This is a genomic window from Bacterioplanoides sp., assembly GCF_965219715.1.
In the GTDB taxonomy this organism is placed as follows: domain Bacteria; phylum Pseudomonadota; class Gammaproteobacteria; order Pseudomonadales; family Oceanobacteraceae; genus Bacterioplanoides.
This window is the reverse complement of record NZ_OZ244785.1, coordinates 348,584-373,400: the sequence shown is the minus strand read 5'-3', so window position 1 is coordinate 373,400 and position 24,817 is coordinate 348,584. Positions and strand designations below refer to the sequence as shown.

General features: G+C 48.9%; 25 protein-coding genes and 1 other RNA gene. 1 reads left to right on the top strand and 25 read right to left on the bottom strand.

The genetic code is table 11. The features are described from left to right. Position 1: 1 nt before the first annotated feature. From ACOQOZ_RS02205 to ybfE, 25 genes are all read right to left on the bottom strand, one after another. Positions 2–508, bottom strand: a complete 507-nt coding sequence (locus tag ACOQOZ_RS02205) for an ExbD/TolR family protein (RefSeq protein WP_420590653.1) — start codon at positions 506–508, stop codon at positions 2–4. Continuing rightward, positions 505–1,047, bottom strand: a complete 543-nt coding sequence (locus ACOQOZ_RS02200) for an ExbD/TolR family protein (RefSeq protein ID WP_420590652.1) — start codon at positions 1,045–1,047, stop codon at positions 505–507. The genes ACOQOZ_RS02205 and ACOQOZ_RS02200 overlap by 4 nt, the downstream gene beginning before the upstream one ends. Before the next feature lie 16 nt (positions 1,048–1,063). Next, entirely contained in the window at positions 1,064–1,711 is a 648-nt protein-coding gene (locus tag ACOQOZ_RS02195; RefSeq protein ID WP_420590651.1) for a MotA/TolQ/ExbB proton channel family protein, read from the bottom strand. 149 nt (positions 1,712–1,860) lie between these two features. Then, a complete protein-coding gene (locus tag ACOQOZ_RS02190) occupies positions 1,861–2,229 on the bottom strand; it encodes a hypothetical protein (protein ID WP_420590650.1) in 369 nt (122 codons plus the stop codon). Between the two features lie 2 nt (positions 2,230–2,231). Then, positions 2,232–2,957, bottom strand: a complete 726-nt coding sequence (locus ACOQOZ_RS02185) for a tetratricopeptide repeat protein (RefSeq protein ID WP_420590649.1) — start codon at positions 2,955–2,957, stop codon at positions 2,232–2,234. Next, positions 2,938–5,838 carry a tetratricopeptide repeat protein gene (locus ACOQOZ_RS02180; protein WP_420590648.1) on the bottom strand — a complete coding sequence of 967 codons (2,901 nt, stop codon included), beginning with the start codon at positions 5,836–5,838 and terminating at the stop codon, positions 2,938–2,940. The genes ACOQOZ_RS02185 and ACOQOZ_RS02180 overlap by 20 nt, the downstream gene beginning before the upstream one ends. Continuing rightward, positions 5,831–7,798 carry a hypothetical protein gene (locus ACOQOZ_RS02175; RefSeq protein ID WP_420590647.1) on the bottom strand — a complete coding sequence of 656 codons (1,968 nt, stop codon included), beginning with the start codon at positions 7,796–7,798 and terminating at the stop codon, positions 5,831–5,833. Before ACOQOZ_RS02175 ends, ACOQOZ_RS02180 begins: the two co-directional genes overlap by 8 nt. Before the next feature lie 20 nt (positions 7,799–7,818). Beyond that, a complete protein-coding gene (locus ACOQOZ_RS02170; RefSeq protein ID WP_420590646.1) occupies positions 7,819–8,328 on the bottom strand; it encodes a hypothetical protein in 510 nt (169 codons plus the stop codon). A 99-nt stretch (positions 8,329–8,427) separates the two neighbouring features. Beyond that, positions 8,428–8,940: a redoxin domain-containing protein gene (locus tag ACOQOZ_RS02165; RefSeq protein ID WP_420590645.1), complete on the bottom strand. Its 513-nt coding sequence runs from the start codon at positions 8,938–8,940 to the stop codon at positions 8,428–8,430. Then, a complete protein-coding gene (locus tag ACOQOZ_RS02160; protein ID WP_420590644.1) occupies positions 8,910–9,536 on the bottom strand; it encodes a hypothetical protein in 627 nt (208 codons plus the stop codon). The genes ACOQOZ_RS02165 and ACOQOZ_RS02160 overlap by 31 nt, the downstream gene beginning before the upstream one ends. Further along, entirely contained in the window at positions 9,533–10,258 is a 726-nt protein-coding gene (locus tag ACOQOZ_RS02155; RefSeq protein ID WP_420590643.1) for a hypothetical protein, read from the bottom strand. Before ACOQOZ_RS02155 ends, ACOQOZ_RS02160 begins: the two co-directional genes overlap by 4 nt. 121 nt (positions 10,259–10,379) lie before the next feature. Then, on the bottom strand, positions 10,380–11,561 hold the full coding sequence (locus tag ACOQOZ_RS02150) for a vWA domain-containing protein (RefSeq protein WP_420590642.1): 1,182 nt from the start codon (positions 11,559–11,561) through the stop codon (positions 10,380–10,382). A 13-nt stretch (positions 11,562–11,574) separates the two neighbouring features. Further along, a complete protein-coding gene (locus tag ACOQOZ_RS02145) occupies positions 11,575–12,417 on the bottom strand; it encodes an AAA family ATPase (protein WP_420590641.1) in 843 nt (280 codons plus the stop codon). A gap of 167 nt (positions 12,418–12,584) precedes the next feature. Beyond that, positions 12,585–14,903 carry a VWA domain-containing protein gene (locus ACOQOZ_RS02140; RefSeq protein WP_420590640.1) on the bottom strand — a complete coding sequence of 773 codons (2,319 nt, stop codon included), beginning with the start codon at positions 14,901–14,903 and terminating at the stop codon, positions 12,585–12,587. Between the two features lie 22 nt (positions 14,904–14,925). After that, the gene (locus tag ACOQOZ_RS02135; RefSeq protein ID WP_420590639.1) at positions 14,926–15,594 is read right to left on the bottom strand and encodes a YEATS-associated helix-containing protein; all 669 of its coding nucleotides are present in this window, start codon (positions 15,592–15,594) and stop codon (positions 14,926–14,928) included. Positions 15,595–15,859: 265 nt separating this feature from the next. Further along, on the bottom strand, positions 15,860–16,216 hold the full coding sequence (locus tag ACOQOZ_RS02130) for a hypothetical protein (protein WP_420590638.1): 357 nt from the start codon (positions 16,214–16,216) through the stop codon (positions 15,860–15,862). A gap of 13 nt (positions 16,217–16,229) precedes the next feature. Beyond that, positions 16,230–16,670: a YcgN family cysteine cluster protein gene (locus tag ACOQOZ_RS02125; protein WP_420590637.1), complete on the bottom strand. Its 441-nt coding sequence runs from the start codon at positions 16,668–16,670 to the stop codon at positions 16,230–16,232. Next, entirely contained in the window at positions 16,660–16,956 is a 297-nt protein-coding gene (locus ACOQOZ_RS02120) for a YcgL domain-containing protein (RefSeq protein ID WP_420590636.1), read from the bottom strand. The genes ACOQOZ_RS02125 and ACOQOZ_RS02120 overlap by 11 nt, the downstream gene beginning before the upstream one ends. Positions 16,957–17,054: 98 nt before the next feature. Then, the gene (gene rnd / locus ACOQOZ_RS02115) at positions 17,055–18,191 is read right to left on the bottom strand and encodes a ribonuclease D (RefSeq protein WP_420590635.1); all 1,137 of its coding nucleotides are present in this window, start codon (positions 18,189–18,191) and stop codon (positions 17,055–17,057) included. Then, a complete protein-coding gene (locus ACOQOZ_RS02110; protein ID WP_420590634.1) occupies positions 18,184–18,732 on the bottom strand; it encodes a hypothetical protein in 549 nt (182 codons plus the stop codon). The genes rnd and ACOQOZ_RS02110 overlap by 8 nt, the downstream gene beginning before the upstream one ends. A gap of 28 nt (positions 18,733–18,760) precedes the next feature. Further along, positions 18,761–19,087, bottom strand: a complete 327-nt coding sequence (locus tag ACOQOZ_RS02105; RefSeq protein ID WP_420590633.1) for a YbaB/EbfC family nucleoid-associated protein — start codon at positions 19,085–19,087, stop codon at positions 18,761–18,763. A 34-nt stretch (positions 19,088–19,121) separates the two neighbouring features. Continuing rightward, positions 19,122–21,104, bottom strand: coding sequence for a DNA polymerase III subunit gamma/tau (gene dnaX / locus ACOQOZ_RS02100; RefSeq protein WP_420590632.1), 1,983 nt, complete (start codon positions 21,102–21,104; stop codon positions 19,122–19,124). A gap of 85 nt (positions 21,105–21,189) precedes the next feature. Further along, an RNA gene (gene ffs / locus ACOQOZ_RS02095) (signal recognition particle sRNA small type) lies at positions 21,190–21,286 on the bottom strand. A 71-nt stretch (positions 21,287–21,357) separates the two neighbouring features. Then, positions 21,358–21,918 (bottom strand): hypothetical protein, encoded by a 561-nt coding sequence (locus ACOQOZ_RS02090; RefSeq protein WP_420590631.1) that lies wholly within the window; start codon positions 21,916–21,918, stop codon positions 21,358–21,360. 114 nt (positions 21,919–22,032) lie between these two features. Then, a complete protein-coding gene (gene ybfE / locus ACOQOZ_RS02085; RefSeq protein WP_420590630.1) occupies positions 22,033–22,302 on the bottom strand; it encodes a LexA regulated protein in 270 nt (89 codons plus the stop codon). Between the two features lie 124 nt (positions 22,303–22,426). On the opposite strand from ybfE, the gene ACOQOZ_RS02080 reads away from it, so the two are divergent. Further along, positions 22,427–24,811, top strand: a complete 2,385-nt coding sequence (locus tag ACOQOZ_RS02080; RefSeq protein WP_420590629.1) for a Lon protease family protein — start codon at positions 22,427–22,429, stop codon at positions 24,809–24,811. Positions 24,812–24,817 lie beyond the last annotated feature (6 nt).

The window sequence follows — 24,817 nt, the reverse complement described above, 5'->3', positions numbered from 1 at the left end:
ATCAGGCTCCTCCTTCCTGTGGTGGCTTTTGCTCAACGGCTAATGAAATGTTGTTGAAACCAGATTTAGCACTGGTATTCATCACTTTTTTCAGCAGCGTATAAGGAATGCCTTTATCACCCATAATGGTAATCGGGCGTCCAAGCGCTTTTTGCTCAGGAGAAAGCGGCGCTCGGGATGCCATATATTCCAGCTCTTTTTTCAGCTGTGGCAGTTGCTCCCCTTTTTCTTTTTTCGCATCCGCGGTCGATAAAATCACACGGCCCTGAACCAGAATGTCCGCTGAGCTCACCATAATAGTGACCTGCTCATTGGGTTTATTTTCTGAAATAGAAACCGGTAACTTAATATCGTCGTTATTCTGAACTTCCACTTCGGATTGGTTCACCATCAGGAAGAAAACCAGAATGGTGAAAATATCCATCAGTGCCGTGAGGTTCAGCGTACCGCTGGCCTTATTACGTTTGTGATTGCGTTGCATGCGCTTAGCACGACGGGACCTCTTCATGGTGTCACCTCCGCACTGGCAGTTGCGCCTTCAACAGCCGCATTTTTATCGACAGCGTCACCTAACGAAATTTCCGGAAACAGTTCGGCATCAACCAGTGACGCAGCAACCACCGCAGGATAACGACGCACGGTATCCATAACAGTCACTAACGTCTGATAATCCACCTCTGCTTCAGACAACAAACTGATGTCTTTTTTGTCTTTAAAAACCGGATTCTTTTTAATGTCCTGCAAGGTGCGTGACAGCCCCTCGTAGTCAAATTCTTTAGCAATTTTCGGCAGCGCCGCCAGTTCTTCGGTTTGTTCCTTATAGGTGCGTGATACCACGAACCCGGAATCCCGAATGGTGACTTCCAGCGAAACATCCTCCGGATTTACCAGCCCAGGCTGATCTCCGTTGGGAAGCTTCAGATCGAGAACGGCCACTTGCGAGAACACCATGTTCATCAGCAATACCGGCACTAATACGATCATCAGATTCATAAAGGATGTTACGTTGAGCTCCGCCTCTTCTTGTGGTCTTTTATGGCGTCTCATTGGATTAGCTCAACTATTATGCTGCTTTGTCGTTTTGGCCTGGCTTACGTTCGGTGATGATGTTCAGGAATTTAACGCCTGCCATCTCAATACTATCGACAATTTCGTTGGTTTTGGTTTGCAGGAAGCTGTGCATTAACAGCAATGGAATCGCTGCCATCAGACCAAATGCAGTGGTGTTCATCGCAACAGAAATGGACTGCGAAAGCAGGGTCGCTTTTTCTGCCGGTGCAGCATTAGCAACGGCAGTAAATGCCGCGATCAGACCCATAATGGTACCCAGCAGGCCCATTAAAGTAGCAATGTTTGCCAGAGTGGAAACGTATTGTGTGCGTTTTTCCAGCTGTGGAATCGCTTCCATCAGACCTTCTTCCAGCGCGTATTCAATTTCTTCACGACGCTGAGAACCCGGGATGCGAGCGATGGCTGCCGAGAAAATATTGCCGATTTTGCTGTCGGATGAGTTGGCGTAATTCAGAGCCGCACGCAGGTCACGCTTTTGTAACATAGGCAACATGTCATCAAATGCCTGGCGGTTGCTGGTTTTTTCCTTCATTAAGAAAAACAGGCGCTCGAAAGCGATGGCCAAACCAATCGCCATGATGATTGCGATTGGGTACATAAAGGTACCACCTTCCTGGAAAAAACGAACGATAGTTTCCATTGATACTTCCCCCTAGCTTTGAAGTAGCTATGTCTTTGTTAGAGTTATTAGCCGCAGTTGTGCAGGCCTTTATAATTAAAGGCCTGATTTAACCACTATTTTCGTGATGAAAAAATACCCGAAACTCAGGATTATGGCTCTATCTGCCGTTATTCCGGTTTCGCTGGTTGTTCTGTGATCGATTTATTATTGTTATTGGCTTTTGTGGTCAATTCCCGCACCCGTTCCTGATTCACTTCTTTCGGCAGGTAACGCTCACTGTAACGCATTTCACGACCAAGACTGGCTCGGTCAATGGGTTTCATCCAGTGATCACGGTAGCTGAAAATTGGCTGGTACAAACGCCCGGTGCCCGGTGGTGGGCGCCATGGAGTGATATAAATAACGTGTGGTTCTTCGCTGTTCCCCTGAATCGAAATGCCTTGTAAACGAACAACATTATCGTCTTCAGCAACAGCGTTGAAACAGAGCAATGCACTCAGTATTGGAAACAATCGCAGCATCAAAAACAATCGCATCGTTACTCTCCCGCAACCTGCTTTTCAGAATCTGCTGGCTTATTAGCATCGTTACGGCGCTGCAAATCCGGAATCCAGACCGCCAAAGTTTGATCAGGCTCAGCCATCAATTGTTGGGCAACTTCGTACTGAGCCAGTGCTTTTTCCAGATCGTGTAAATACAGATCGTATAAGATCCCCAGGTTGTAAGGGACATCCGGATCTTGTGGATCACATTTCGCCGCTGCCAGATAACTGTTTTCAGCATCGCTGAATTTGCCCAGCTCACGTTCAACAAGACCCTTTAATTTAAAGCTGGGACAAAACTCCGGATTAATTACTAACGCTTTGGTTAAGCTGTTGTGGCTATCTTCGTATTGCTTAAGATGCAACTGAGTTAAAGCCAGATTCGTCCAGACACCTGGATATTCAGGAAATTGTTCTGCCAGCGCCTGCCAGTGCTGCGATGCTTTTTCGACAGCATCACTCTCTCCCGACGCTTCGCTTGTTTCATCCCCCTCAGAACCTGAAGCCAAGGCCTCATCCATATCCTGCAACAATTCCAGGCCGCTGTTATAGGCTTCGATTAATTGTGGTGGCAGGGGTTTTTCTTTTGGCCCCTCATCGATAATTTCCGGCGCAGACTGCAAAAAGCTACACGCAGTTAACAACAACACCGCACTGACAGCAGAAAGACGCTTTACCAGTGAGAAAACGACTGGCAGGGGCTTAACGAATTTGTTCAACATAAGAAATCGCCCTCTCCTGTTTGTTGTACTGACCTGGCATCAACTCACCAAGGGATTTATAACTTTGTTTAATCCAGCTGTCGTACAAGCCATCATAAGTACGGCCAGCGTTGGTCTGATGCACTTCAATCGCCGCTTCTTCAAGAGGAAACGCCTGATCTTCAAGCAGGAACTGATATTCCTCTGCTTCAACTTCATCCATCCCAGCAGGACGTTCGGAATTCATCAGTCCTTTGGCCAGCTGCTTGTAAAGCTCACCAATGCGGAATGTTGAAGAGGTTGTGTATTCAAGTACACCTAATTGCACAGCCTGGGTATAACGTTTCAGCGCCGCCTGCATGAATTTATTCTTACGGGTCACACTTTTATCCAGCGGCAGACTCAGCTTCACTTTTTCAAACGCGATACGTTCAAAGTCACCCAGCTCATAGGCCGCTTTTGCTGCCAGGAATTTAGAACGATCGGTCTGTTCTTTTTTCGCTTTAGCATTTAAACCGATAATTTTTCCAAGCCAGAAACGACGTTTATCTTCATCGCCACGACTGGCATAGATCTGATCCAGTTTGAAGTGCGCTTCAATTGCGGCATCAAAGGGGCGCTTGTAAGAATGGGCGTAGCGCTTATACATAACGATGGCGTTTTCCTGATCGCCCGCTTTTTCGAAGTATTCGGCGGACTGGAAACATGCAATTCGTTGTTCTTCGCGGTTTTTACTGATTTTCCAGATCGTTTGCAATTCAAATGCCGCCTTACGCCAATCGCCTTTTTCTTCATAGGCGATAATCAGTTTACTCGGAATGTCTGCAATTAATTTGTGATCCGGGTAATCCTTACGGAACTTCAGTAACACCTCGATGGCCTGATCGTAGTCCTGGGCTTCCATCAGAATGGTTGCCGCATCGTATTCAGCATTAACTTTGGTGTTACTTTCGGGAATTACTTCAGCCAGTCGGCGCCAGTGCCCTACTGCAACCTGAGGCTCCCCATTGGCTTTAGCCACTTCACCTTGTTTGTAAATTGCTGCAGCCACTTTCTCTCGTAAATCACGACGCTTTTTACGGCTTAGCTTTTTGTACTGACTGGCTTCTAACAACGCCATTTCTGACTCGCCATAATGACCCAGTTCAAAACTTGAGTGGCCGCGCACCAAAGCCGCACCGTATTTATACCGAGCGGGTAACTTTCCTTTAGCCTCCCAGGCCAAACGCGATGTTGATAATGCCTGATCGTAATATTTATCTTTCAGCAACATTTCCGCAGTATTAACCAGAACGGTTCCACGTCTCGGGTCATCCGGGAATTCCTGAACAAAGCGCATTGCACTGGCAACGGTTAACTGACGCCAGATCGCTTTTTCATTTTTAGCGGGTTTGTATTTGTTATACGCAAGAATCGCGGCATAACCGGCTTCAGCCGCTTTGTCATATTCAGGATATTGATAAGCGACAATCTCGTAGTGATCTTTTGCCAGCCTATAATCTCGTAACTCTGTCGCAACCTCTGCCAACAGGAAATGTGCCTTTACCACATCGTCTGCCAGCGGGAAGCTACGCACGTATTCCTGGTACCACTTTTCAGCGATTTTAAGGCGCTTCAGCTTATCCTTGCGCTTCTTAGTGCTCTGACCCCAGGCATGATGGAAGCTGGCAAGATCCCAGATATAACCGGCCAACGGCGTAGAAATAATATCGCGCACCGCCTGCCCATGTTTTTGCCAGTAATCGCTACCAACGCCAAAACGCTTGATATAAATGGTTTTGTGTTTACGCAACAGTGTTGGGTAACGGGCTTTTTTGTAGCCTTCGATCAGGCGCTCATAATATTGCGGCGCAAGCACGTCATCAGGATAACGGGTAACAAACGCACGCAGCGTCGAGGCTCCGGATTTATAGTATTTTTTATCGTAGTACTGACTGGCCAGGCGATCGTAAAGCAGATATTCGTAATGACGCTGGCCGTGCTTATCAAAGAACATGGCGATCTGCTCCCAATCGCCCATGTAATCAAAAATAATTGCCATGATACGCAGGATATCATTCAGCATATCCAACTCGCCGCCCTTAGCCGAAGACAAAGCAGCAACATCCGGGTATTCTTCGTCCAGCACCTTGGTAAAGGCCAGCAACGACTGTTCATTTTCTTCCAGCTTAAAGAGAGCCCAACCCTTTAGATAACCGGCGCTGACGTAGAATTTATTATCTTCACGGCCACGGTCGACCAAGCGTTGGTAAGCTTCCGCAGACGCTTCATAGTCACCTGCGGCGTACAGCAGTTGCCCTAAACGAAACTCAGTTTCCAGGTAATAACCGGAGCGGGGATATTTAAGAGAGAGTTCTTCCAGTACCGCAATTGCCTGATAAGGCTGACCGGTAATGGTGTACGCTTTTGCCAACTGATACAGCACAGCATCGTTGTCGACACGATCAGGGAACTCTTTTAATAACGCCTCATAATCTTTAATCGACGATAACGCCATGTTGCGTTCTTCACGAGTCGCCTGGGCTTCTTCCGCCAGCTCCTGCGCTAATAATTCAGCCTGTTGCTTCTCAATCGCTTCCGCACTTTGATCGCCATCTCCACGCAGTGCTTCATCTGCCGCCTCAGCAAGGCGATCCATTTCCAGCTCTTCAGCCTGTAATTTAAGACTGGCGATACGGTGGGCAACACGAATGCGGATTTCGGCTTCCGTCGATACCGAAAGATAGCTCTGATAACGGTCAATCACTTCTTCAGGAGTGACTTCCAGAGGCTCGTTACTCATTAAACGAACTTTTAATTCCTGAATATTTTCCAGCTTTACCTGTTGCTTGGCAGGGTCCTGAAAAATAGCACAACCACTGATCATGACGGCCAGCAAAATGATGGTAAGCAACTTATTCACGCTCACCTCCGGTTGTGTCTGTTTCTTCTTCCGCTGTCGGATGCTGATAATCATCGTAACCACCACCAGCGACATTGTTCTGCAAAGCGTCGTCGTACAAACGAGCAATCGACAAACGTGATTGGGCCAGGTAATCCGTCAAACGGATTTCTAATTTGTTCAGGAAATCATGCACCATGTCGCGCATCTTTTGCTGCTGCTGTTGTGCCAGAGCTTTGGTTTCCTGCTGCAGTCGGGATACGTTCCGTTGCGCAGTATTTACTTTGAGAGGGAAACCTTTCCAGCTACTGTCGGCCCAAACAAGTGCCTCACGGCTATTATCAAGTTGCTCAAGCAATAACTCGCTGTCTTCACGTAGCTGCCAGTATGCCTGGTTACTGTTCCAGCGACGCTCAGGTTTTTCCTCGTAAATGGTCCATAACTGCAACCCGCGCATGCGACGCCAGCGTTCTTTATAAACGGATAAATCACGCGTAGGGGTATTAATTTTTTGCAGATACTCTACACGTGGCACAACGCTGGAAAGATGAGCAATATTCTTAGCATCTTGTTTCGACGCATAGGCGAATATTTTTTCGTCTTCGGCATGTAATTTTTGCTGCATTTGCAGAATTTTTCGCACCAGTTGCTGATGGCGTTTTTCCATCGCTCGAAAACGCGCTTTACCGCCCGCTTGCTGCAACTGGCTCTGGCGTTTTTCCAGAATTTGCTGCCATAAACCCAGCTCTTTCTGGTGCTTTTCTAACTCGAGGGCTAATTGCTGTAAATCGTGCAGGTTTGCCGTGAGTTGGTTAAATTCGACATCATCAAGCATCAGCTGCAATGAGCGGGTCATATCGGAATCGGGCATATCCTGTAACTGTGCACGCATCCAGCCCCATTGCTGGTCTTGTTGTTGCTCCAGCCACTGCGCCAACCAGGCATCAATTGCATCGTCCTGATTCAGCGCTTCCAGTTTGTTAAGCATTCGCTGTAGGCGAAGCTCAACAACTTCATACGTTTTTAACGATTGTGTGGTGGCATTTAACAGTTCCAATGCGTGTGGCACACCAAGAATCGACTCCACCACTGCCGGGTGAAAATCGTTGTATTTCTGCTGCAAAATTCTCCACGGCTGCATCGCTTCCTGGTACTTCCACTGCTCTACCAAAGCCCAGCCGTAATGCAATAAACCAGGCGCAGTAAACGCTGAATCCTGACTGATTTCTTTAAAATACGCTTCCGCACTGCGGTTTTTACCCGAGTCCAGCGCATAGATACCAGCGACTAACAGAATACGATCTCTTAATGCCTTACCTTCGAACGTCTCCGGTGCATAGAAGGCGGATTCCTCAACTAACTTTTCGAGGTCGCGACTATTGGCATTGCTGCGCATCAGCGCCAACATCCAGTTGTAACGAGCAAGACCTGTCCAGATGCTGTTGGTATCCATATTTGCTAACGACATTTTGGCTTCAGCAATCATGTCGAGATTCGAGCGACTCGCAGACTGAATAAACAATGCCTGATCGTAATATTCATCATTCAGAGACGTGCGCAATTTAAGCGCTTTATTGATGCTGGCCTCGGCATTTTGCCATTCACCAACCGATAACCAACGACGAGCCAGGTGAAACCAGGCGTTACCGCTACCGGCAACTTCCCGGATACTGACCTGCGAATAAAGCTCTTGTGCCTGGCGATCTAGACCTAAAGCTAACAAGATGGCCGCTTCCATCACTTTGCTTTCGCTGTTGGTTTTACCAGCCGCAAGCTCCCATGAGCGCAATGCATTTAATGCCTGCTGATAATTATCATCCAGGTAATGGTAATAAAAAGCACCGCGTAACAAATGCTCTGCAATATTTTGTTCGCGGGTCTGATCCCCCTGCAAAAACACAGTGGAACTGGCGGGTGTCTCTGCCTGCAGTGGTAATGCTGCAGAGAGTAAGGGAATCAGAAGACAGAACATCAAACGCATAAGAATAATACTGCCTGCGATTACCAGCGTTTCAGCCGGGCATTTGAAGTTTTCAGCTCAGCTTCATCAGAAATAACAATTTCCAGCAATAATGGCTGATCATTTTTTTCAACCGTCTCATTGATCACTAACTCACGGTTCTGCCCCAGATGATCAACACCACGAATAACAATACGCAGCTGATGATTACCCGGCCCCATATTCATCTGCGCCAGAGGCTGAACCGCACCCATTCGCAGGGCATTGATCTGACGTTCGGTATAAATGTGCTGAACCGGATCAAAATCGTCGCTTTTCACTTCGATCGACAATGGCTCGAAGAATTCGCCATACGCCAGTGAGAAATAAAATGCCGCCCGGGTTGTCGCAGGGCTTAACAGATCTTCTTCCAGCGCATACAGTTCTTTGTTCAGCTCCAGCACCGCTTGCTTAACAGAGCGAATGTCATCACCGACTTCAGCCTGATTTGCCTGGGTGGCCATCGCCATGGTGACTAAGACAACAGATAGGATCTGTTTTACCAACGTCATGTTTTCCTCACTTTATGCCGTCAGCACGACATAATTTTATTCTTTTGATCAGCCACGAACGTTCAGAATTGCGGCTGTTTGTTCTGTATAAGCGGCTATTTATTTCAGCCTTTGCTGCCCTGCCAGCCAGGTTGGCAGCAATGCATCTGTCGTGGCGAAATTATCATCCAGATCACCCAGAATCAGATGTTCAAGAACACCCTCACCATTAACCAGCATAATTGCCGGACGCGATTCAAATTGCCACGCTGTTTTCCAGTAAGGATCAGCAATCAAAACCGGCAACCGCATATGTGGTGGTTTATCATCATCGTCTGGCGTCCAGATAAACCAGGTTACCAATCCTTCCGCCTGCAACCCCTCAGCCATCAGCTGATATTGGGCCAGTTGCTCTTCGCATTGATCACAATCATCAAGCCAGATCAGCATAACGGCCTGACCTTTTACTTCAGCAAGTCGCTGTCCCCAACCATTGGCAGCAGGCATAGAAAAGTCCGGAACTGCCTGACCGGGAGCGATAACATTTTCGTCAACATTGTCCTGAGCAATAACCGTATCAACGGTGCCCGCCAGGGTGCTGATCAGAAATAGGAACCGAACGATAATCCCCATTGGATCCCCTTGCTGACTTTGGCTTGTTTCAGATTGTCATCGTTGATTTGGAACGTTCTGGAATCCAGCGACAACCAACGTTTTCCCATAATTAACTGCCAGGATAACCCTAACCCTGTATAGCGACCGCTGCTGTCACCGGTGAATTGCTCTCCCAGATAGGCTTCAATACCCAGCTGCCACGGATACGCCCGCACACCTGAAAAACTGGCCGACCCCTGCATCAGGTTATAACCAAGGCCACTATTGACCAGTACACTGGTAACATCCTTTTTAACCAGCACTTTGCCGTTAGAATCGGTGATTACACGATCGCTGAAATTACCGGCCTGCAGATTAGCCAATACGTACCAGCGCTCGCCAGTAAAATAACGGCCACCAAAGGTGAAAGCCATACTGGCGGTGAGATTTTCCTGAGCAACCTGACCAACACCAAAACCCCAGCTGCCATTGGTGCGCTCGATGCTCTCCTGTTTTTTTACTCCGGCAACCAGAACTCTGGGCTGGTAGATGTCCGTAGTTTCCGCCTGAGTATCAGCAACCACAACGGCAACCAAACTCAGAAAAACGCAGAAGTTTTTAATCAGGGGCGTCATATCTTTAAATTCCAGATCAATGAAGCTTCGTTGTGATTAGCACTGTTGCCGGAAAAAGACTGCTCTGTGCTCAAACGTATAATCATGCTCAGTTGTTTGTTCAGTTGGCTGTGCCAATCCAGATTCAGACCAATGAGACCCGTGGTCAGCATTTTCTGATCGTCACTCCAGTGGCTACTGCCTTCTTCGTTAATACCCACCCCAAGCGATGCCCCGGCACGGACAGAGTGATCCTGGTTAAAGTGTTTCAGATCCGTCTCCAGAGCCAGAGAAAGGCTTTGCCAGGCCGCTTCACCAGAAGCACGGCGCTGGGCACGAAAAGCCAGTGTTCTTTGTTTCCATGGATGTGTTAAGGCGACATTCACAGCGTTTTGACTACTACCACCCAATTGCAAACTCCACTGAGACACAACCGGATCCTGCTGAATAAGCCATAACTGGGATTCGCTGACATGGGAAGATTGGGGAATATCTGAGCGATGAGCCCAGCCTTGTTTGCGTTCATTGCCCAGAAGCAGCCACTCGCCTTGCAGACGGATTGGCTTCAAGTCATGGTTAGCAGGAACTTCAAACACCACAGAAAAGGCGCTGCCGGGACCATTACGCAGGAGGATACGATCATTCTGAGCCAGGCTGACCTGGACGCAAAACAATTGCAGCAATGTGATAATCAACAGTTTGCAGGAGCAAGCTGCCGATGGATGTTTCCCCAGGCCCAACATGGTCTAACGCCCTAGTCATTATTTTAGTTATTCGGACATCCCTGCCGGTTTCGCGGTATTGTCCTATAAAGACCAGCACCAAACAATTGGTACGCTTGTACTTTACATAGTTTTTTGTGCGCTATTTACTCAAATGACGCATCGCATCTTCCAGCCCTTGAAGGCTCAGAGGATACATTTTATCTTTTACGATCTCTTTGATTGCCCCAAGAGATCCGCCCTGCCCCCAGTGCGCCTCCGGAGCTGGATTGAGCCAAACCAACTTATCGAATTGATCAGCCATACGCTGCATCCACACAGCACCCGGCTCTTCATTCCAATGCTCAACACTGCCACCGGCGTGAGTAACTTCGTACGGTGCCATCATGGCGTCACCGACAAAGATAACCTTATAGTCACCACTGTATTTGCGCAGGATATCCCAGGTCTCCGTACGTTCGTTCATACGGCGGATATTGTTCTTCCAGACGGATTCATACAGGCAGTTATGGAAATAGAAGGTTTCCATGTGCTTGAACTCGGTACGAGCCGCTGAAAACAGCTCTTCACATACACGCACGTGAGGATCCATCGAGCCACCGACATCAAAAAACAGCAGCACCTTCACCGCGTTATGACGTTCGGGCACCATTTTGATATCGAGAAAGCCTGCATTCTTGGCCGTCGACGCAATGGTATCGTTCATATCCAGCTCTTCAGCAGCACCTTGACGGGCAAACTTGCGCAGTCGTCTTAAGGCCACTTTAACGTTACGGATACCCAGATCGATTGAGTCGTCCAAATCGCGGTAGTTACGCTGCTCCCAGACCTTAATCGCCTTTTTATGGCGAGAACGTCCTTGCTCGATTCGTATACCCTCAGGGTTGTAGCCATTGGCACCGAATGGAGATGTTCCTCCTGTACCAATCATCTTATTGCCACCCTGATGGCGTTTTTTCTGCTCATCCAGACGCTTCTGGAATTCGTCCATAACTTTATCGAGGCCTCCCATGGCCTCAATCTGCTCCATTTGCTCTTCCGTCAGCATGCGTTCAAATTCTTTGCGCATCCAATCATCAGGAATGTTGGCTTCTTCCATCAGCGCAGGCAAAGCATCCAGGCCTTTAAAGTAACTGCCGAATGCTTTGTCGAACTTATCGTAATGCTTTTCGTCTTTTACCAGCACCAGCTTGGCCAAAGCATAAAAGTCATTCATATCAGCGAAGGCAACATGGGCCTGCACCGCTGCAACCAGATCCAGATATTCCCGGATTGAACAAGGAACTTTGGCCTGACGTACTGTTTGAAAGAAATCAATGAGCATAAGAAATGCCTTATCAGCCCTTACGACGACTCATAAATGCCAGTTTTTCCAGCAACTGGACGTCCTGTTCGTTTTTCACCAGCGCACCATACATAGGTGGAATCGCCTTTGAAGTGTCTTTGTTACGGAGGATATCGACACCAATATCGTCGGCCATTAACAGCTTCAGCCAATCGATTAATTCTGAAGTCGAAGGCTTTTTCTTCAGACCCGGCACTTTACGAACATCAAAGAACACATCCATGGACTCTGTAACCAGTTCGTTCTGGATACCCGGATAATGAACTTCGACGATCTCTTTCATGGTATCGCGGTCAGGGAAGTCGATGTAATGGAAGAAACAACGACGCAGGAAAGCATCCGGCAATTCCTTCTCATTGTTACTGGTAATCAGGATGATTGGGCGATGCTTAGCAACGATACGCTCCTGAGTTTCGTAACAGAAGAATTCCATCTTATCGAGCTCTAACAGCAAGTCGTTTGGAAACTCGATATCGGCTTTATCGATTTCGTCAATCAGCAGCACAACCGGCTTATCGGCGGTAAAGGCTTCCCACAACTTGCCTTTTACGATGTAGTTTTTGATGTCATGAACTTTGTCGTTACCCAACTGAGAGTCACGTAAACGAGACACGGCATCGTATTCGTACAGCCCCTGATGAGCCTTGGTAGTACTCTTGATGTGCCACTGGATCAGTTCAGTATCCAGAGACTTAGCCAGCTGCTCGGCCAGCATGGTTTTACCGGTTCCAGGCTCACCTTTCAGTAACAATGGGCGCTGCAAGGTAATGGCGGCGTTGACGGCCATACGCAACTCCGGCGTTGCTACATAATCATCTGTACCCTGAAACTTCATAAAAGACCTCTGGCTTAAGTTAGCTGACACGAATGTTATTCAACAAAATACGCCGGAAGTATAAGGAGGGGATTATGGATCAGCAAGGCAAAAACGACGTCAACAGCCCGTCGATTTTGCCAGCTCAGTGAACAGTTTGTTAATTCCTGTCCATTTTATGTCAGTCTTTATTCTTTTTTGTCGTCATCCGGGGCATCAAATTCTCCCCAATCATCGTCTCCGCCATCACTGGCATCAACCTCTTCAGGATCGATGGAGAAATCGTCATCCAAACCAAGACCATCGTCTGCGCCCGGACCAAGTGCTGCGCCTGGCGCACCACCAGCAGCAATCTCCTCTTCGCCATCATCGTCGAAGGAGTCAAAGTCACCATCCAGGTCAGCTTCATCAAATTCCGCTTCAAGATCAGGAGGCAATCCACTGTCGCCCGGCTTAGGAGCCGCGCCCGGATCAGCTGGCGCCATGATCGGCTTACGCTTCTTAAACCACCAAAACGCTGCCCCACCAAATACTGCCAGATTGCCCAAGGCCAGAATCAGATATATCCACCAGGACACACCGTCTTCAACCTCTTCTTCAGGATCTACCTGCGGCTCGTCGTTCATCTGCTGCTCGAATTTCTTCGCCAGATCCGGCTGGATTTCTGGTTTTTCTTCCACCGGAGGCTTTTCTTCTGCCACAGGCTCCGGCTCATGCTGTCCTTCGGGTTCAGGCTGCTCTTCAGGCTCAGGCTTACTTTCAGGCTGCATTGCTTCTGCAGGTGGCTCTGTTTGCTGCACTTCTGGCTGAGCTGGCGGAACATCCATATCTGCCTTCTCTACCGCGACTTTTTCAGGCCCACCTATCATGGCAACATCCGTTTCAGCTGCCGCCCCATCAGACTGCGAATCGCCTCTGTCTTCAATCAGCGGGAAAGTTGCTTTAATACTTTCAGGCTTGCTCTTAAAAGTACTGCCATTTGATGTGACGCCGCGAATGTTGAGCAGCGCCTCATAGTCCCCTAGCCCCTTGTCAGCAGACAATGGCAAATGCCAGAAATTATTTTGCGGATCAAATGTCATCGAATGAATAACGGAACTGCCATCGGGACTTGTAACCCGCGCAATCACTCTGGAAAGACCGGTATCAACATTATCAACCTGAGGAGTAACAAAAATATTCAATACCTGCTCAGCATAATCCGGCTCAACACTAACCGCCAAAGGCTCCATTAGCGTTGCGGTCAATAGCTGACGACGCTGAAAAGTGCGGCCAGTGGCGGTGATTTCGATCTGATATTCCCCTTGCTGAGATAACCGTGTCAGGGATTCACGAAATACGCCGTCTTCTGGCAAAGCTTCCGGATCAGATAACAACTTACTTCCGGTTCTGCCATCCGGCGCCGTCACTTTTAATGTAAAGTCCGTTAACTCCAGAATGGCTTTTTCATTCAGTACCTGATCTTTTTCTGTCAGCGCCATCTCGAGGTTAACCGGATAGCCGGCAAAGATACTGCTCGGCAAGCCATCGACCTGCAATTTAAGGTCAGTCAGGATCTGGACGCGATTGTCAGGATCGATATCAGCATCTGCGGCCCAATTACCGGTCTGAGGGTTCTTAACAGTAATCAGATCGAAATTGATATCCCGATGCCAGCGGATATCTTCATTTTTACGACTATTATCCTCTGAAATCACAGCACCATCGGGCGCTACAAGAGTGGTTTCACGCGCCCCACCAGCACGAAATACCAATGCCGTGAATTCTTCAACACTGGCATCTATTTCGAACTGATTATTCGTCATCGGCACCTGCTCGACCGGAACAGCACGATCGAACGCTTTCAGAAACGCTTTTAATAGCTGATCAGCATTTTCAGCCTGTAGATACAGTCCGCCGGTCTCGAGAGAGATCTGTTGTAATGTTGCATTATCAGCTGCCCCCGATAACGCTAATGTGTGAATCCGGGCACCAGCCTCTATGTATTTAGGCAATACCTGATTAAGCAACCGCGCTTTTTCACTGACGTTGATATCAGCACCCTGCCCGGGAGCGACCATATCAATTTTGCCGTCCGTAAGAAGAATCACGCTGTGATCAAAACCGGAGTCCGCAGACATTTTCCAGAAGGCTTTATCTAAGGCATCAACCAGATTGGTTTGCAGACCAACTGAATTAATCTGCCCAGCACTGAGTTTGGCCTTTTCCCGCCATGCCTGGTCAACACTGCCCAAGGGTACCAACATGTTGACGTAACGCCCAAATGTCCAGACACCACTCTGGGCGCCGTCAGGCAGTAGCTCAACCAGTAGATTCAGTGCCGGTGTACGCAGATTATTAGGATCGGTTTGTTTCATACTGCCGGAAATATCGATGACAATTCGTACATCAGAGGCTTTTGCCGGAGTATCTTCAGCATAAGTATGCTGAACAGAAAATATAACAGGGAAGGAAAACAGCAGGAGTGATAAAAACATCACCCCCGACAGCCAGCGACGCTCAACCATAAGTGCTCCGGGGGTTAAAAAATTACAGACTGGTTTCTAGAACACGTCGGCCTTTTTCAGTGATATGCCAGCGAACACCGTTTTTACCGCTCACTTTGCCAGCCAGACTACGCGTGGTTAACACGTGCAGTGTTTTAAGAATGGTTGACTCTTCTTCGTTAGCCTCACGACATACGCCAGCCAGAGAACGGAAGATAAAACGACCACTGGACAGAATTTTTAATACCTGAGCAGAGGTCACATCCAGCTCATCATTCATTTCGACAACCTGAGGATCAGCATTAGCCATGTCCTGTTCAGTTTCTGTGTCGATTAATGGCAGCAGTTCATTCTGAATGGTACGCAGATTTTGTTGCACTTCTTCAGAACGGGATTTAGCAACCTGAGCTTCGTTAAGAATCCGGTCGGATAAATTATCGATAAAGAAGCGGCTTAACAGAGCGGAAATCAGACAGAAACCCGTAAAGATCAACAAACGTGACGGATCACCCTGGCTTTCCAGCACCAGTTCGCTATTGACCATATCAAGGATTACCGGCACCAGAAACGAAGCACCTACACCAACAACCAGAAAACGTGGCAGACTTGCCGCATCCGGGTCTTTTTCACCATACAGGTAATAATTCACCAGACCGCCAAAAATACCGGCCAGCAACATTACTGTTGCCAGAATAAAAATATGATTTGCCATAATCTCTAACCTCATCCATCAGAGGAATTATCTCGTTCAGAGACTCAACCTCTAAGTCCTGTTATTCCGTTGATGGAAGAACCCCCAAGTTACTTTTTCATTCCGCACTTTCGCCAGAATCGACGAAATCAGAACGTTCCTTGCATTAAAACTAGCAAAGAATCCGGTGTTAGCCAGAAAAGTAATAAAAAAATTAATTGATCGCTGGTTAAGCGATCAGAGGCAAGGATCAGGCAGATCAGAATTTAAACAAATAAAACGGCCATTAGTTGGCCGCTTTTGTTTCATCAGAGGTAAAACGACGTACAAGTTGAGAGATAGCCAACAACAAAGCACCAGCAGCCAGACCAGAAAGCAACCAGTTTGCAGCGTACATAGCCTGCGCCATCGACGAGGTTAATAAGGTGAAGGGAAAGACAACAAACGCTGGCGCGAAGTATTGCGACCCAGCTTCAATTGGTGCCGGAGTGTAAAGTAAAACAGCGCCCGCCATATAACAAAAACGGCGAGCCTCTCCGCCAGCGTCCATCCAGAAAAACAATCTGCGCCAACACCAGAATGCCAATGTAGCAAACACAAAATACAGCAGCCAAAAAACAATAAACTCTGAGATACCTTCCATTAACAATTCCGCTTTATGCTTTCCAGATAATCCGATCCTGCCAATACTCTTCGGCAATCTGATCGTCGGCAATGCCTTTGTTTTTAATTGAAATCCCGGCCCGGTGAACGGATTCCGGATCCCCTGTAATTAAGGGATGCCACTCGGGTAAATCCTTGCCTTCCTGCAACACACGATACGCACAGGTTTCAGGCAACCAGAAGAAGCTTTCCGCCTGCTCAGGAGTCAGCCAAACGCAGGTTGGCACTTTTTTATTGCGCTCCTGATAGACAGTACACTGACAATTTTTGGTATCCATATAACGACAATGAACGTCGGTATAATAAACTTCGCCCGTATCTTCATCTTCAAGCTTATGCAAACAGCAGAGCGCACAACCGTCACATAACGACTCCCACTCCGGGCGGTTCATTTGCGCCAGTGTTTTAGTGCGCCAGAACGGCTCAGCACTCATGGTCGCTTTTGTCCTTTTTACAGAACAGATCCAACATATAGGTTTCTTTCGGCGGAGGCATCTGAAGGTAATAACCTTTGTCTTCAATCTCTGACATAACTTTGGCCGCTTCCGCTCGCGCCAGCTTCTTGTCTTCGGTAAGAATAATTGTCAGCGTTTTCTCCGCCGGGCCGAACACTTCGAGTAATTCGTCCGGCAATTCTTTCAAACCCTTTTTTTGCTCGACGTACAAATAAGCTTCATCTTTTTTCAATGACTTATAAACGTCACATAAAATCTTAGTCATGAACTCTCTCAACTCACATCTTTCAAACAGGCGTTATTCTTCGCTTGTCGTTACCTAGGCTGTTGTTACCTAGTTTGTGTCACTTAGGCTTCTGGTATTCAGGTTGTTGGCACTTCGGTTAACGCCAGAACTAATTCATCTGCAATTTCTGCCTTACGCCAACCAGCCAGGCTTTCAGGCAAGCTGTATTTGCCCGATGCCATCCCCGAACGCAGCAAAGCCTCAAGCGCTTTTTTCTTCACCAGGATATCGGTCGGGATATTCAACTGCTCGGCTTTGGCCGCGATTACTTTTTTCAGGTCTTTCAGCGTTTGGCCAGCTTGCGGTGACAATGGTTTATCCAGCTGCTTTGGCCAGTAGCGATTTTCCATCGCCAGCGCTTGCTCAATGATTTTCAGCAAAGACTTGCCATCCTGTCGCGCAGCGGGCGGTTTCATTCCCGAACGGATCAACTGATCGTGGTTCTTTGCCTTATAACGCGCAAGATTCCACAGCGTATTGTCATCAACCACTTTGTTCCGGGGTACATCACGCTCACGCGCTTGCTGCTCACGCCACACCACAAGTTGCTGCAATACAAATTGTTCCTGAGCACGTAATTTCCAGGCCAGCTTCACCCGGCGGTAATAATCCGCTAATACCTCCGGGGCCTTCGCCTGATCCACAAGGCGCTGACAATCTTCCGCCAGCCAGGATTCCCGCTCCATCTTCTTTAACTGAGCAATTAACTTCGGATACAGGCGATATAAATAATGCACATCAGCAACTGCATATTGCACCTGCTCTTCACGCAACGGACGCTCCAGCCAATTTGAGCGGGTTTCACCTTTCGGTAAATCAATTCCCAATACCGCCGATACAAGACGCTGGAATCCCATTGATCCACCCAACCCTGCTAACGCTGCAGCATGTTGGCTATCTGCCAGTGGCGATGGCACACAACCCACTAATTGTCGGCAAACTTCCAGATCCTCGGCGCAGGCATGAAAGACCTTCACAATCAAAGGATGCTCAAATATCTCGCGCAACGGCTGCCAATCGTCGATGGCCAGCGGATCAATCAGGTAGTCGCCATGACTCGAGGTAATCTGAATCAAACCCGCTTTTGGGTAAAAGGTCGTTGTTCGGACGAACTCGGTATCCACAGCGAGATAAGCCTCTCCCTGCCAGAGACTGCAGACCTCTGTTAAAGTCTGATTATCTGCAATCCAGTTTGGCTGAAACAACTCAGTCACTGCTTTTTGCCCCGTTAATATGTAGATGTTGCTGAAGGTCATCTGCAGACCAGCTGCGTAGCGACATTTCTGGCAATAAATTGCGAATAAATTGCTCAGTTACCTGAGCCTCAACGCCGCCGTTAAACTGCAACCAAATAGCGAATGGCTGTAACTCTGCGACCACTCGCTTTAATTGCGCCAACCCCAATTCAGTTGGCCCACAACCAGCGGCAGGCGATAACAAGCCATGCAATACAAAGACGCGCCCGGAAAATCCGAACTCTCGCCAGGTTAACGCCTGATCCGCTTGCTCAACGATCAGCAACTCTCCAGAGGAGGCATTGCCGCAGCCGTCACACTCGGTCGTGATTGGCATACGACACTGTTCACAGCGGGTAAACTGCTGCGCCGATTGAATGCATTCAGCCAGCTCAGCGGCACCTGCCGGCTTAAAAACGTGCCTCGCCAGTCGCCTGGCAGCCTGCGGCCCGATACCTGGCAATGCGTCGAAGCCCTGCTCCAGCCGCTGAAACAATTCAGCAAATTCGTTTTTCTTCAATGTCTGCCGCTACTTTTCATTCAAACGATCAGAATGGCAGCTTCATACCTGGAGGTAAGCCCATGCCCGCTGTCATTTTCGACATCTGCTCCTGACTATTGGCTTCAATTTTACGCACAGCATCATTCACAGCGGCAGCCAGCAGGTCTTCCAGCATTTCTTTATCTTCTTCCATCACGGAGTCGTCCAGCTCAACACGCTTTACATCGTGACGACCATTCATGGTCACTTTCACCAGGCCCGCACCGGACTCACCGGTTACTTCGGCTTCTGCCAGTTTCGCCTGAGCTTCCTGCATTTGCTCTTGCATTTTCTGGGCCTGCTTCATCAGATTGCCCATACCACCTTTAATCATAATTCGACCTCTTCAAACTCTAAGGGGTTATTCTTTAATTCGCCGGACGGATGCTGTCTTCGATCACGAAGCCACCCATCTCGGTCAGAATCTGATTCACAACCGGATCAGATTCAATGGATTGTTTAGCTGCATAAAATGCTTCCGCCTGCTCGCGCTGACGCCGCTGATCCGGCGTTTCACCGCGAGGCGGCTGCAATGTCATTTCAATTCTCACGCCAGGCAACAGCTGTTGCAACGCATCCTGGATTCGGCCGACCTGACTGGCATTAAACAATGCACCCTGTGCCGGATCGACATCAAAAACCAATGCGTCACCATTCACCTGAATCAGTGCACTATTACGCGCAATGGCCTGTGGCAAACCCGCCAGTGGCAGGCGTTGCACCCACTGCCACCAGTTATGTGGCTGAAGCGGATCCAACGGCCCCTGATCTTGCGCTTCGTCTTTGCTTGCTACTACGGGCTTAGCTGCAACCGGCGTTTCGATTTCTACCGGTGCTTGTTCCGCCTGCTTCAGGCGCTCTTCGATAGAGAAAACAGGTGTCGCCGGAGAAACATCGTCAACTTCATCAGCATCAATAACATCAGGGCCTGCTAAAACATCCGGGCCTTTGTCAGCAACATCATGCACGACTTCAGCAACCGGCATTTCCGGCTCAGCAGACACTGCCTCAATGGCGACATTCTGATGATTCGCCGATTCATCGGAAGCAACACTACTACTTCCTATATCCGACTGAGAAACAACCGGACTTTCAACGGCAGCGTCAGCAGTATCTGTCGGCGCCACAGACTCTTCGTCGCTATGGCTCAGTGACTTTTTTTTTTCGTCTTCTGCCGGGGCTTCACTGACTGCAACAGCAGGACTGTGTTCAATCGGAGGCGCTGCCTGTAAAGCAGAGTTCAGATCCAGATCGACCGGCGCCTGAGGAGCCGGACGAAACGCCAGCATACGCAGTAGAATCATTTCAAAGCCCTGGCGAGGATCCGGCGCCAGGTTCAGATCAGCCCGTCCAGATAAAGCAATCTGATAATACAGCTGCAGATCTTCAGCCTGCATATTCATAGACAATTGCAGAATGGCTTCCCGATCACCCTGGGAGTTTTCGATCGCATCTGGGACCACCTGAGCTAATGACGCCCGGTGCCAGATGTGCAATAAACCCTGCAAGACCTCGTCGTAATCCGGGCCATGCTCTGCCATCGCAGCCACTTCCGCTAACACATCAGCCGCATTGGCCTTGGCCATAACCTCTGCCAACTTAAACAGGCGACCACGATCCATGGTGCCCAGCATCGCATTAACCTGGCTTTCACCAACCATGCCTTCGCCATATGCGATGGCCTGATCGGTCAGAGATAGCGCATCACGCATACTGCCCTGCGCTGCACGCCCAAGCTGCCACAGCGCAGGTTCTTCAAACTGCAGTTTTTCTGCCTCAAGCACCTGAGCCAGATAACTGACAATTTTCTCCGGCGTCATATTCTTCAGGCTGAATTGCAAACAACGCGACAGAATCGTTACCGGCAGCTTTTGTGGATCCGTTGTTGCCAGCAGAAACTTTACGTGGGCAGGCGGTTCTTCCAGAGTTTTCAGCAGCGCATTAAAACTGTGTGTCGACAGCATGTGCACTTCGTCGATCAGGTAGACCTTAAAGCGACCACGCGTTGGAGCGTACTGGACGTTATCGAGTAATTCGCGGGTATCTTCGACTTTGGTTCGCGAGGCCGCATCCACCTCAATCAGATCAACAAAGCGGCCTTCGGCAATTTCCTGACACGACGTACAAGTACCACAAGGACGGGCACTAACGCCCTGCTCACAGTTGAGACATTTCGCCAAAATCCGGGCAATGGTGGTTTTACCAACACCCCGTGTACCGGTAAATAAATAAGCGTGATGCAGACGCTCTTCATTAAGCGCGTTAATCAGTGCACGCAGCACATGCTCCTGCCCGACCATTTCATCAAAGAAACGGGGCCGCCATTTTCGAGCAAGTACTTGATAACTCATGAATTTTCCAATCTGGAAGGTTGCACATTGATGCGCATAATACCGTGAAGAAAAGGGAAAGTCAGGGGGAAGATTTGGAGATGACCTCCGCCAGCCACACCCCGGCACACGAGTCAGCTACTACCGTTGCTCCCTTCCGGGCCTGGCGGGGTTCGCAGCCTATCGTTGCGAGGGGACCAACAGAGGCCACCATAACGTCCTGAAGAACTTCAGGAGCGCGCACTTTATCAAAACTCAATTTAAAATCAAGCAGTTATCCGCCAACCAATTGATTTTCTGCTGAGTTTTTTGGCAACGCTTCAATAAATTGTTTCATCCGCGACTGTGGGCCGTAAAATTTTGGCCGCGAGAAGTAATCAGATGTCGTACCGGATACTCGCTGCTCAACCACTTCGCCATCAAAAAAGACGCGCAGTATCACCCGTTTACCGGAACTGATGCTGGCCAACTCATTTTCTGTGACAGCAAACTCATTGCAACCTCCGACACCTTTGCCAGCCGGCTTCAGATAAGCCAGCTCACCATCAAGATAAACCACCAACGGCTTCTGTGGCTGCAGATTGCGATTGCGACTATCACAGAGCTCCAGAAGCAGTGGCTTACCTTCTTGCCAGCGCGCACCAAGAGACAGTTCAGGCAACCCATAAAGTGGCACAGGAACCAGATGAACCGAGTCTAAATAGCGTTCTATTTCACCGATTGCAGGAGGAGTGTTGGTAACCGCGTTACCAGAAAGAGACTGATTGGCGCAACCGCCAAACATTAGAGTGAGTAACAAAAGCCAGCTGCCGGGCAGCAGTAATATCTTATCCATAAGAATTTATCCTTCCTTGACTTCCGTTCCTGATAATTTTATCTGGAACTTATTTTAGTGAACATCCCTTTCCCAATCAATACCCGACCGATCTATTCGTAAATTTTCCTGTGGTCAGATATGCAGCCATTGCTTCAAAGCGAGCTCGATCACTTCAGCACGACTGAGATTCAGCTCATCACAGACATCATCGAGGCGACGAACAACATCACCATCCACCTTAACTTCAAGGCGATGCATGCCCGCTGCCTTGTCACGCTGACGCTGACTGCGCTTGTTATGTTTACACTGTAGCGCACGATCATATGGGTTGCTGCGCGGCCTTCCTGGCCCGCGGCGGGTAAACATATCAATGGTCGTGCGATCTTCGGGTTGTACAGACATAACAGGCTCGGGCAATTAACTGCGCAATTATGCTCAATAGCCTTTTAAAATCAATACACTTGCGCCACCCAAGGGTTCACAATAGGGTTATCGAACGAGATTTACAGGACGAAGTGATTTTTACATGAGTCAGGACACCCAACTGCAGCCCGAAAAACTGTGCCTTTCCGTCAGCGAAAGCCAGCTGAACTTTACCTCCACCGCCGATCTGGATGAGTTCCAGGGCGTTCTCGGCCAGGACCGCGCCGTTAACGCCATCCAGTTTGGCGTCGCCATGAACCGCCCGGGCTATAACATCTTTGTGATGGGCGATACCGGAACCGGTCGCTCTTCCTACGTCAAAGACTATCTGAAAAGTGAAGCCAAACGTCAGCACACCCCGAACGTCTGGTGTTACGTTAACAACTTCAAGAATCCCCGCGAACCAAAAGCATTGGAGCTGATGCCAGAACAGGCATCGCAATTCAAAGAACGTATTGCCACGTTAATTGATCAGCTGCTGGCCACCTTCCCAGCCGCTCTGGAGCATCCGGCCTATCAGCAAAAGAAGTCGGCCATCGATTATGTTTTTAACCGCAAGTACGATCGCGCGATTGAAACCGTCGAGCGGGAAGCCCACAAACGTGGTGTTGCCCTGTATCGCGACGCGACGACCATCAGCTTTACTCCCATGCGTGATGGCAAAGCACTGGATGAAACCGAATTTGCTCAGCTGAGCGAGGACGAACGGGAGACCTTTCATGACGACATCGGTGAGCTGGAACAAATGCTCAGCGAGCAGCTGGCCGAGCTGCCGCAATGGAAGCGGGAAAGCAGCGACTCATTACGCCAGCTGAATCAAACTACCATCAAAGATGCTATCGCTCCCTTGCTGAATCCGATTCGTGATGATTTCCATGAGCAAAGCGCCCTGATTGCCTATCTCGATGAAATGGAAGAGCACCTACCGCGCCTGGTGTTAGAAGAATTGGTTGAAGAAAAGCTGCTTGAACTGCGCGAAGAGTACGTAAAACGCTCTAGCATGGAAGAGTCCTTAATGCCGAATTTCGCTACACGTCACGAAAGTGACAGCGGCGCTCCGGTGGTCTACGAACCTCACCCAAGTTACGGCAATTTATTTGGCCGCATTGAATATGCCAGCGACCAGGGCGCACTGGTCACCAACTTCCAGAGAATTTGTGCCGGTGCTCTGCACAAGGCCAACGGAGGTTACTTAATTCTTGATGCTGAAAAAGTGCTGAGCGAACCCTGGGTTTGGGATGCGTTAAAACGCTCACTGCAATCCAAACAGCTCAAGCTTGATTCGCCTTATTCGGAAATGGGCCTGATCAACACCACCAGCTTGCTACCAGAGCTCATTCCGCTTGATGTGAAGCTGGTGTTAATTGGTTCACGTCAGATTTATTACCTGTTGCAGGAATACGATGAAGACTTCAAGCGACTGTTCCGCGCGGTTGTCGATTTTGACTCGGATCTGCCGTTAAACGACGACAACCTGCTGGGCTACGCCCGCCTGTTAAAGAGTCGTACCAATGAACAAGGTTACGCCGACCTGAGCCGTGATGCCGTGGTGCGTATGGTTCAGTTCAGCGCCCGCCTGGCAGAACAACAAGACGTGATCAGCGCCCGCATTGGTGAACAGTTTGATCTGCTGGCCGAAGCCGATTTTTTACGTCAGCTGGCCGGGGACGATGTTATCGATCGTTTGCATCTGGATCGTGCCATTGCCGCTAAGCAGGAGCGCACTGGTCGGGTATACGACAAATTGTTCGAACAAATGATGGACGGCACGGTATTACTGGAAACCCAGAGTGAGGCCATCGGCAAGATTAATGGCCTGACCGTGATGGCATTGGGCGATACCAGCTTTGGTTCACCGGCACGCATTACGACCACAGTTTATCCGGGCTCCAAAGGCGTGGTGGATATCGAACGTGAAGTTTCTCTTGGCCAGGCCATCCACTCAAAAGGCGTTATGATTCTCAGCGGCTTCCTGGGTAATCGCTACGCACAGAAATTCCCATTGGCTATTTCTGCACACATTGCGATGGAACAGTCCTATGGCTATATCGACGGCGACAGCGCCTCACTGGGCGAGCTGGTATGTCTGATTTCAGCATTAATTCACTCACCGATCGATCAAAGTTACGCCATTACAGGCTCGGTTAACCAGTATGGGGAAGTTCAGGCGATTGGCGGCGTAAATGAAAAAATCGAAGGTTTCTTCCGCCTGTGTAAAGCGCGCGGATTAACCGGTAACCAAGGCGTAATTATTCCGGCATCCAATGCCAATAACCTGCTGTTAAAACAAGAAGTGCTCGATGCGGCGGCAGCCGGTGAGTTCAGCGTTTACGCGGTTTCCCACGTTGATCAGGCAATTGAAATTTTGCTCAATCGTGAAGCAGGTGTGGCGGATGCTGACGGCGACTTCCCTGAAGGCAGTGTGAATGGCGACATCATTAAACGCCTGGAAGAGATTTCTAAAATGGGCGAGAAAAAGTCGGATTAACGCTAA

Coding starts and splice junctions, on each gene's coding strand:
- ACOQOZ_RS02205 (WP_420590653.1), bottom strand. CDS start 508: ATGAAGAGGTCCCGTCGTGCTAAGCGCATGCAACGCAATCACAAACGT.
- ACOQOZ_RS02200 (WP_420590652.1), bottom strand. CDS start 1,047: ATGAGACGCCATAAAAGACCACAAGAAGAGGCGGAGCTCAACGTAACA.
- ACOQOZ_RS02195 (WP_420590651.1), bottom strand. CDS start 1,711: ATGGAAACTATCGTTCGTTTTTTCCAGGAAGGTGGTACCTTTATGTAC.
- ACOQOZ_RS02190 (WP_420590650.1), bottom strand. CDS start 2,229: ATGCGATTGTTTTTGATGCTGCGATTGTTTCCAATACTGAGTGCATTG.
- ACOQOZ_RS02185 (WP_420590649.1), bottom strand. CDS start 2,957: ATGTTGAACAAATTCGTTAAGCCCCTGCCAGTCGTTTTCTCACTGGTA.
- ACOQOZ_RS02175 (WP_420590647.1), bottom strand. CDS start 7,798: ATGCGTTTGATGTTCTGTCTTCTGATTCCCTTACTCTCTGCAGCATTA.
- ACOQOZ_RS02170 (WP_420590646.1), bottom strand. CDS start 8,328: ATGACGTTGGTAAAACAGATCCTATCTGTTGTCTTAGTCACCATGGCG.
- ACOQOZ_RS02165 (WP_420590645.1), bottom strand. CDS start 8,940: ATGGGGATTATCGTTCGGTTCCTATTTCTGATCAGCACCCTGGCGGGC.
- ACOQOZ_RS02160 (WP_420590644.1), bottom strand. CDS start 9,536: ATGACGCCCCTGATTAAAAACTTCTGCGTTTTTCTGAGTTTGGTTGCC.
- ACOQOZ_RS02155 (WP_420590643.1), bottom strand. CDS start 10,258: ATGTTGGGCCTGGGGAAACATCCATCGGCAGCTTGCTCCTGCAAACTG.
- ACOQOZ_RS02150 (WP_420590642.1), bottom strand. CDS start 11,561: ATGCTCATTGATTTCTTTCAAACAGTACGTCAGGCCAAAGTTCCTTGT.
- ACOQOZ_RS02145 (WP_420590641.1), bottom strand. CDS start 12,417: ATGAAGTTTCAGGGTACAGATGATTATGTAGCAACGCCGGAGTTGCGT.
- ACOQOZ_RS02140 (WP_420590640.1), bottom strand. CDS start 14,903: ATGGTTGAGCGTCGCTGGCTGTCGGGGGTGATGTTTTTATCACTCCTG.
- ACOQOZ_RS02135 (WP_420590639.1), bottom strand. CDS start 15,594: ATGGCAAATCATATTTTTATTCTGGCAACAGTAATGTTGCTGGCCGGT.
- ACOQOZ_RS02130 (WP_420590638.1), bottom strand. CDS start 16,216: ATGGAAGGTATCTCAGAGTTTATTGTTTTTTGGCTGCTGTATTTTGTG.
- ACOQOZ_RS02125 (WP_420590637.1), bottom strand. CDS start 16,670: ATGAGTGCTGAGCCGTTCTGGCGCACTAAAACACTGGCGCAAATGAAC.
- ACOQOZ_RS02120 (WP_420590636.1), bottom strand. CDS start 16,956: ATGACTAAGATTTTATGTGACGTTTATAAGTCATTGAAAAAAGATGAA.
- ACOQOZ_RS02105 (WP_420590633.1), bottom strand. CDS start 19,087: ATGATTAAAGGTGGTATGGGCAATCTGATGAAGCAGGCCCAGAAAATG.
- dnaX (WP_420590632.1), bottom strand. CDS start 21,104: ATGAGTTATCAAGTACTTGCTCGAAAATGGCGGCCCCGTTTCTTTGAT.
- ACOQOZ_RS02090 (WP_420590631.1), bottom strand. CDS start 21,918: ATGGATAAGATATTACTGCTGCCCGGCAGCTGGCTTTTGTTACTCACT.
- ybfE (WP_420590630.1), bottom strand. CDS start 22,302: ATGTCTGTACAACCCGAAGATCGCACGACCATTGATATGTTTACCCGC.
- ACOQOZ_RS02080 (WP_420590629.1), top strand. CDS start 22,427: ATGAGTCAGGACACCCAACTGCAGCCCGAAAAACTGTGCCTTTCCGTC.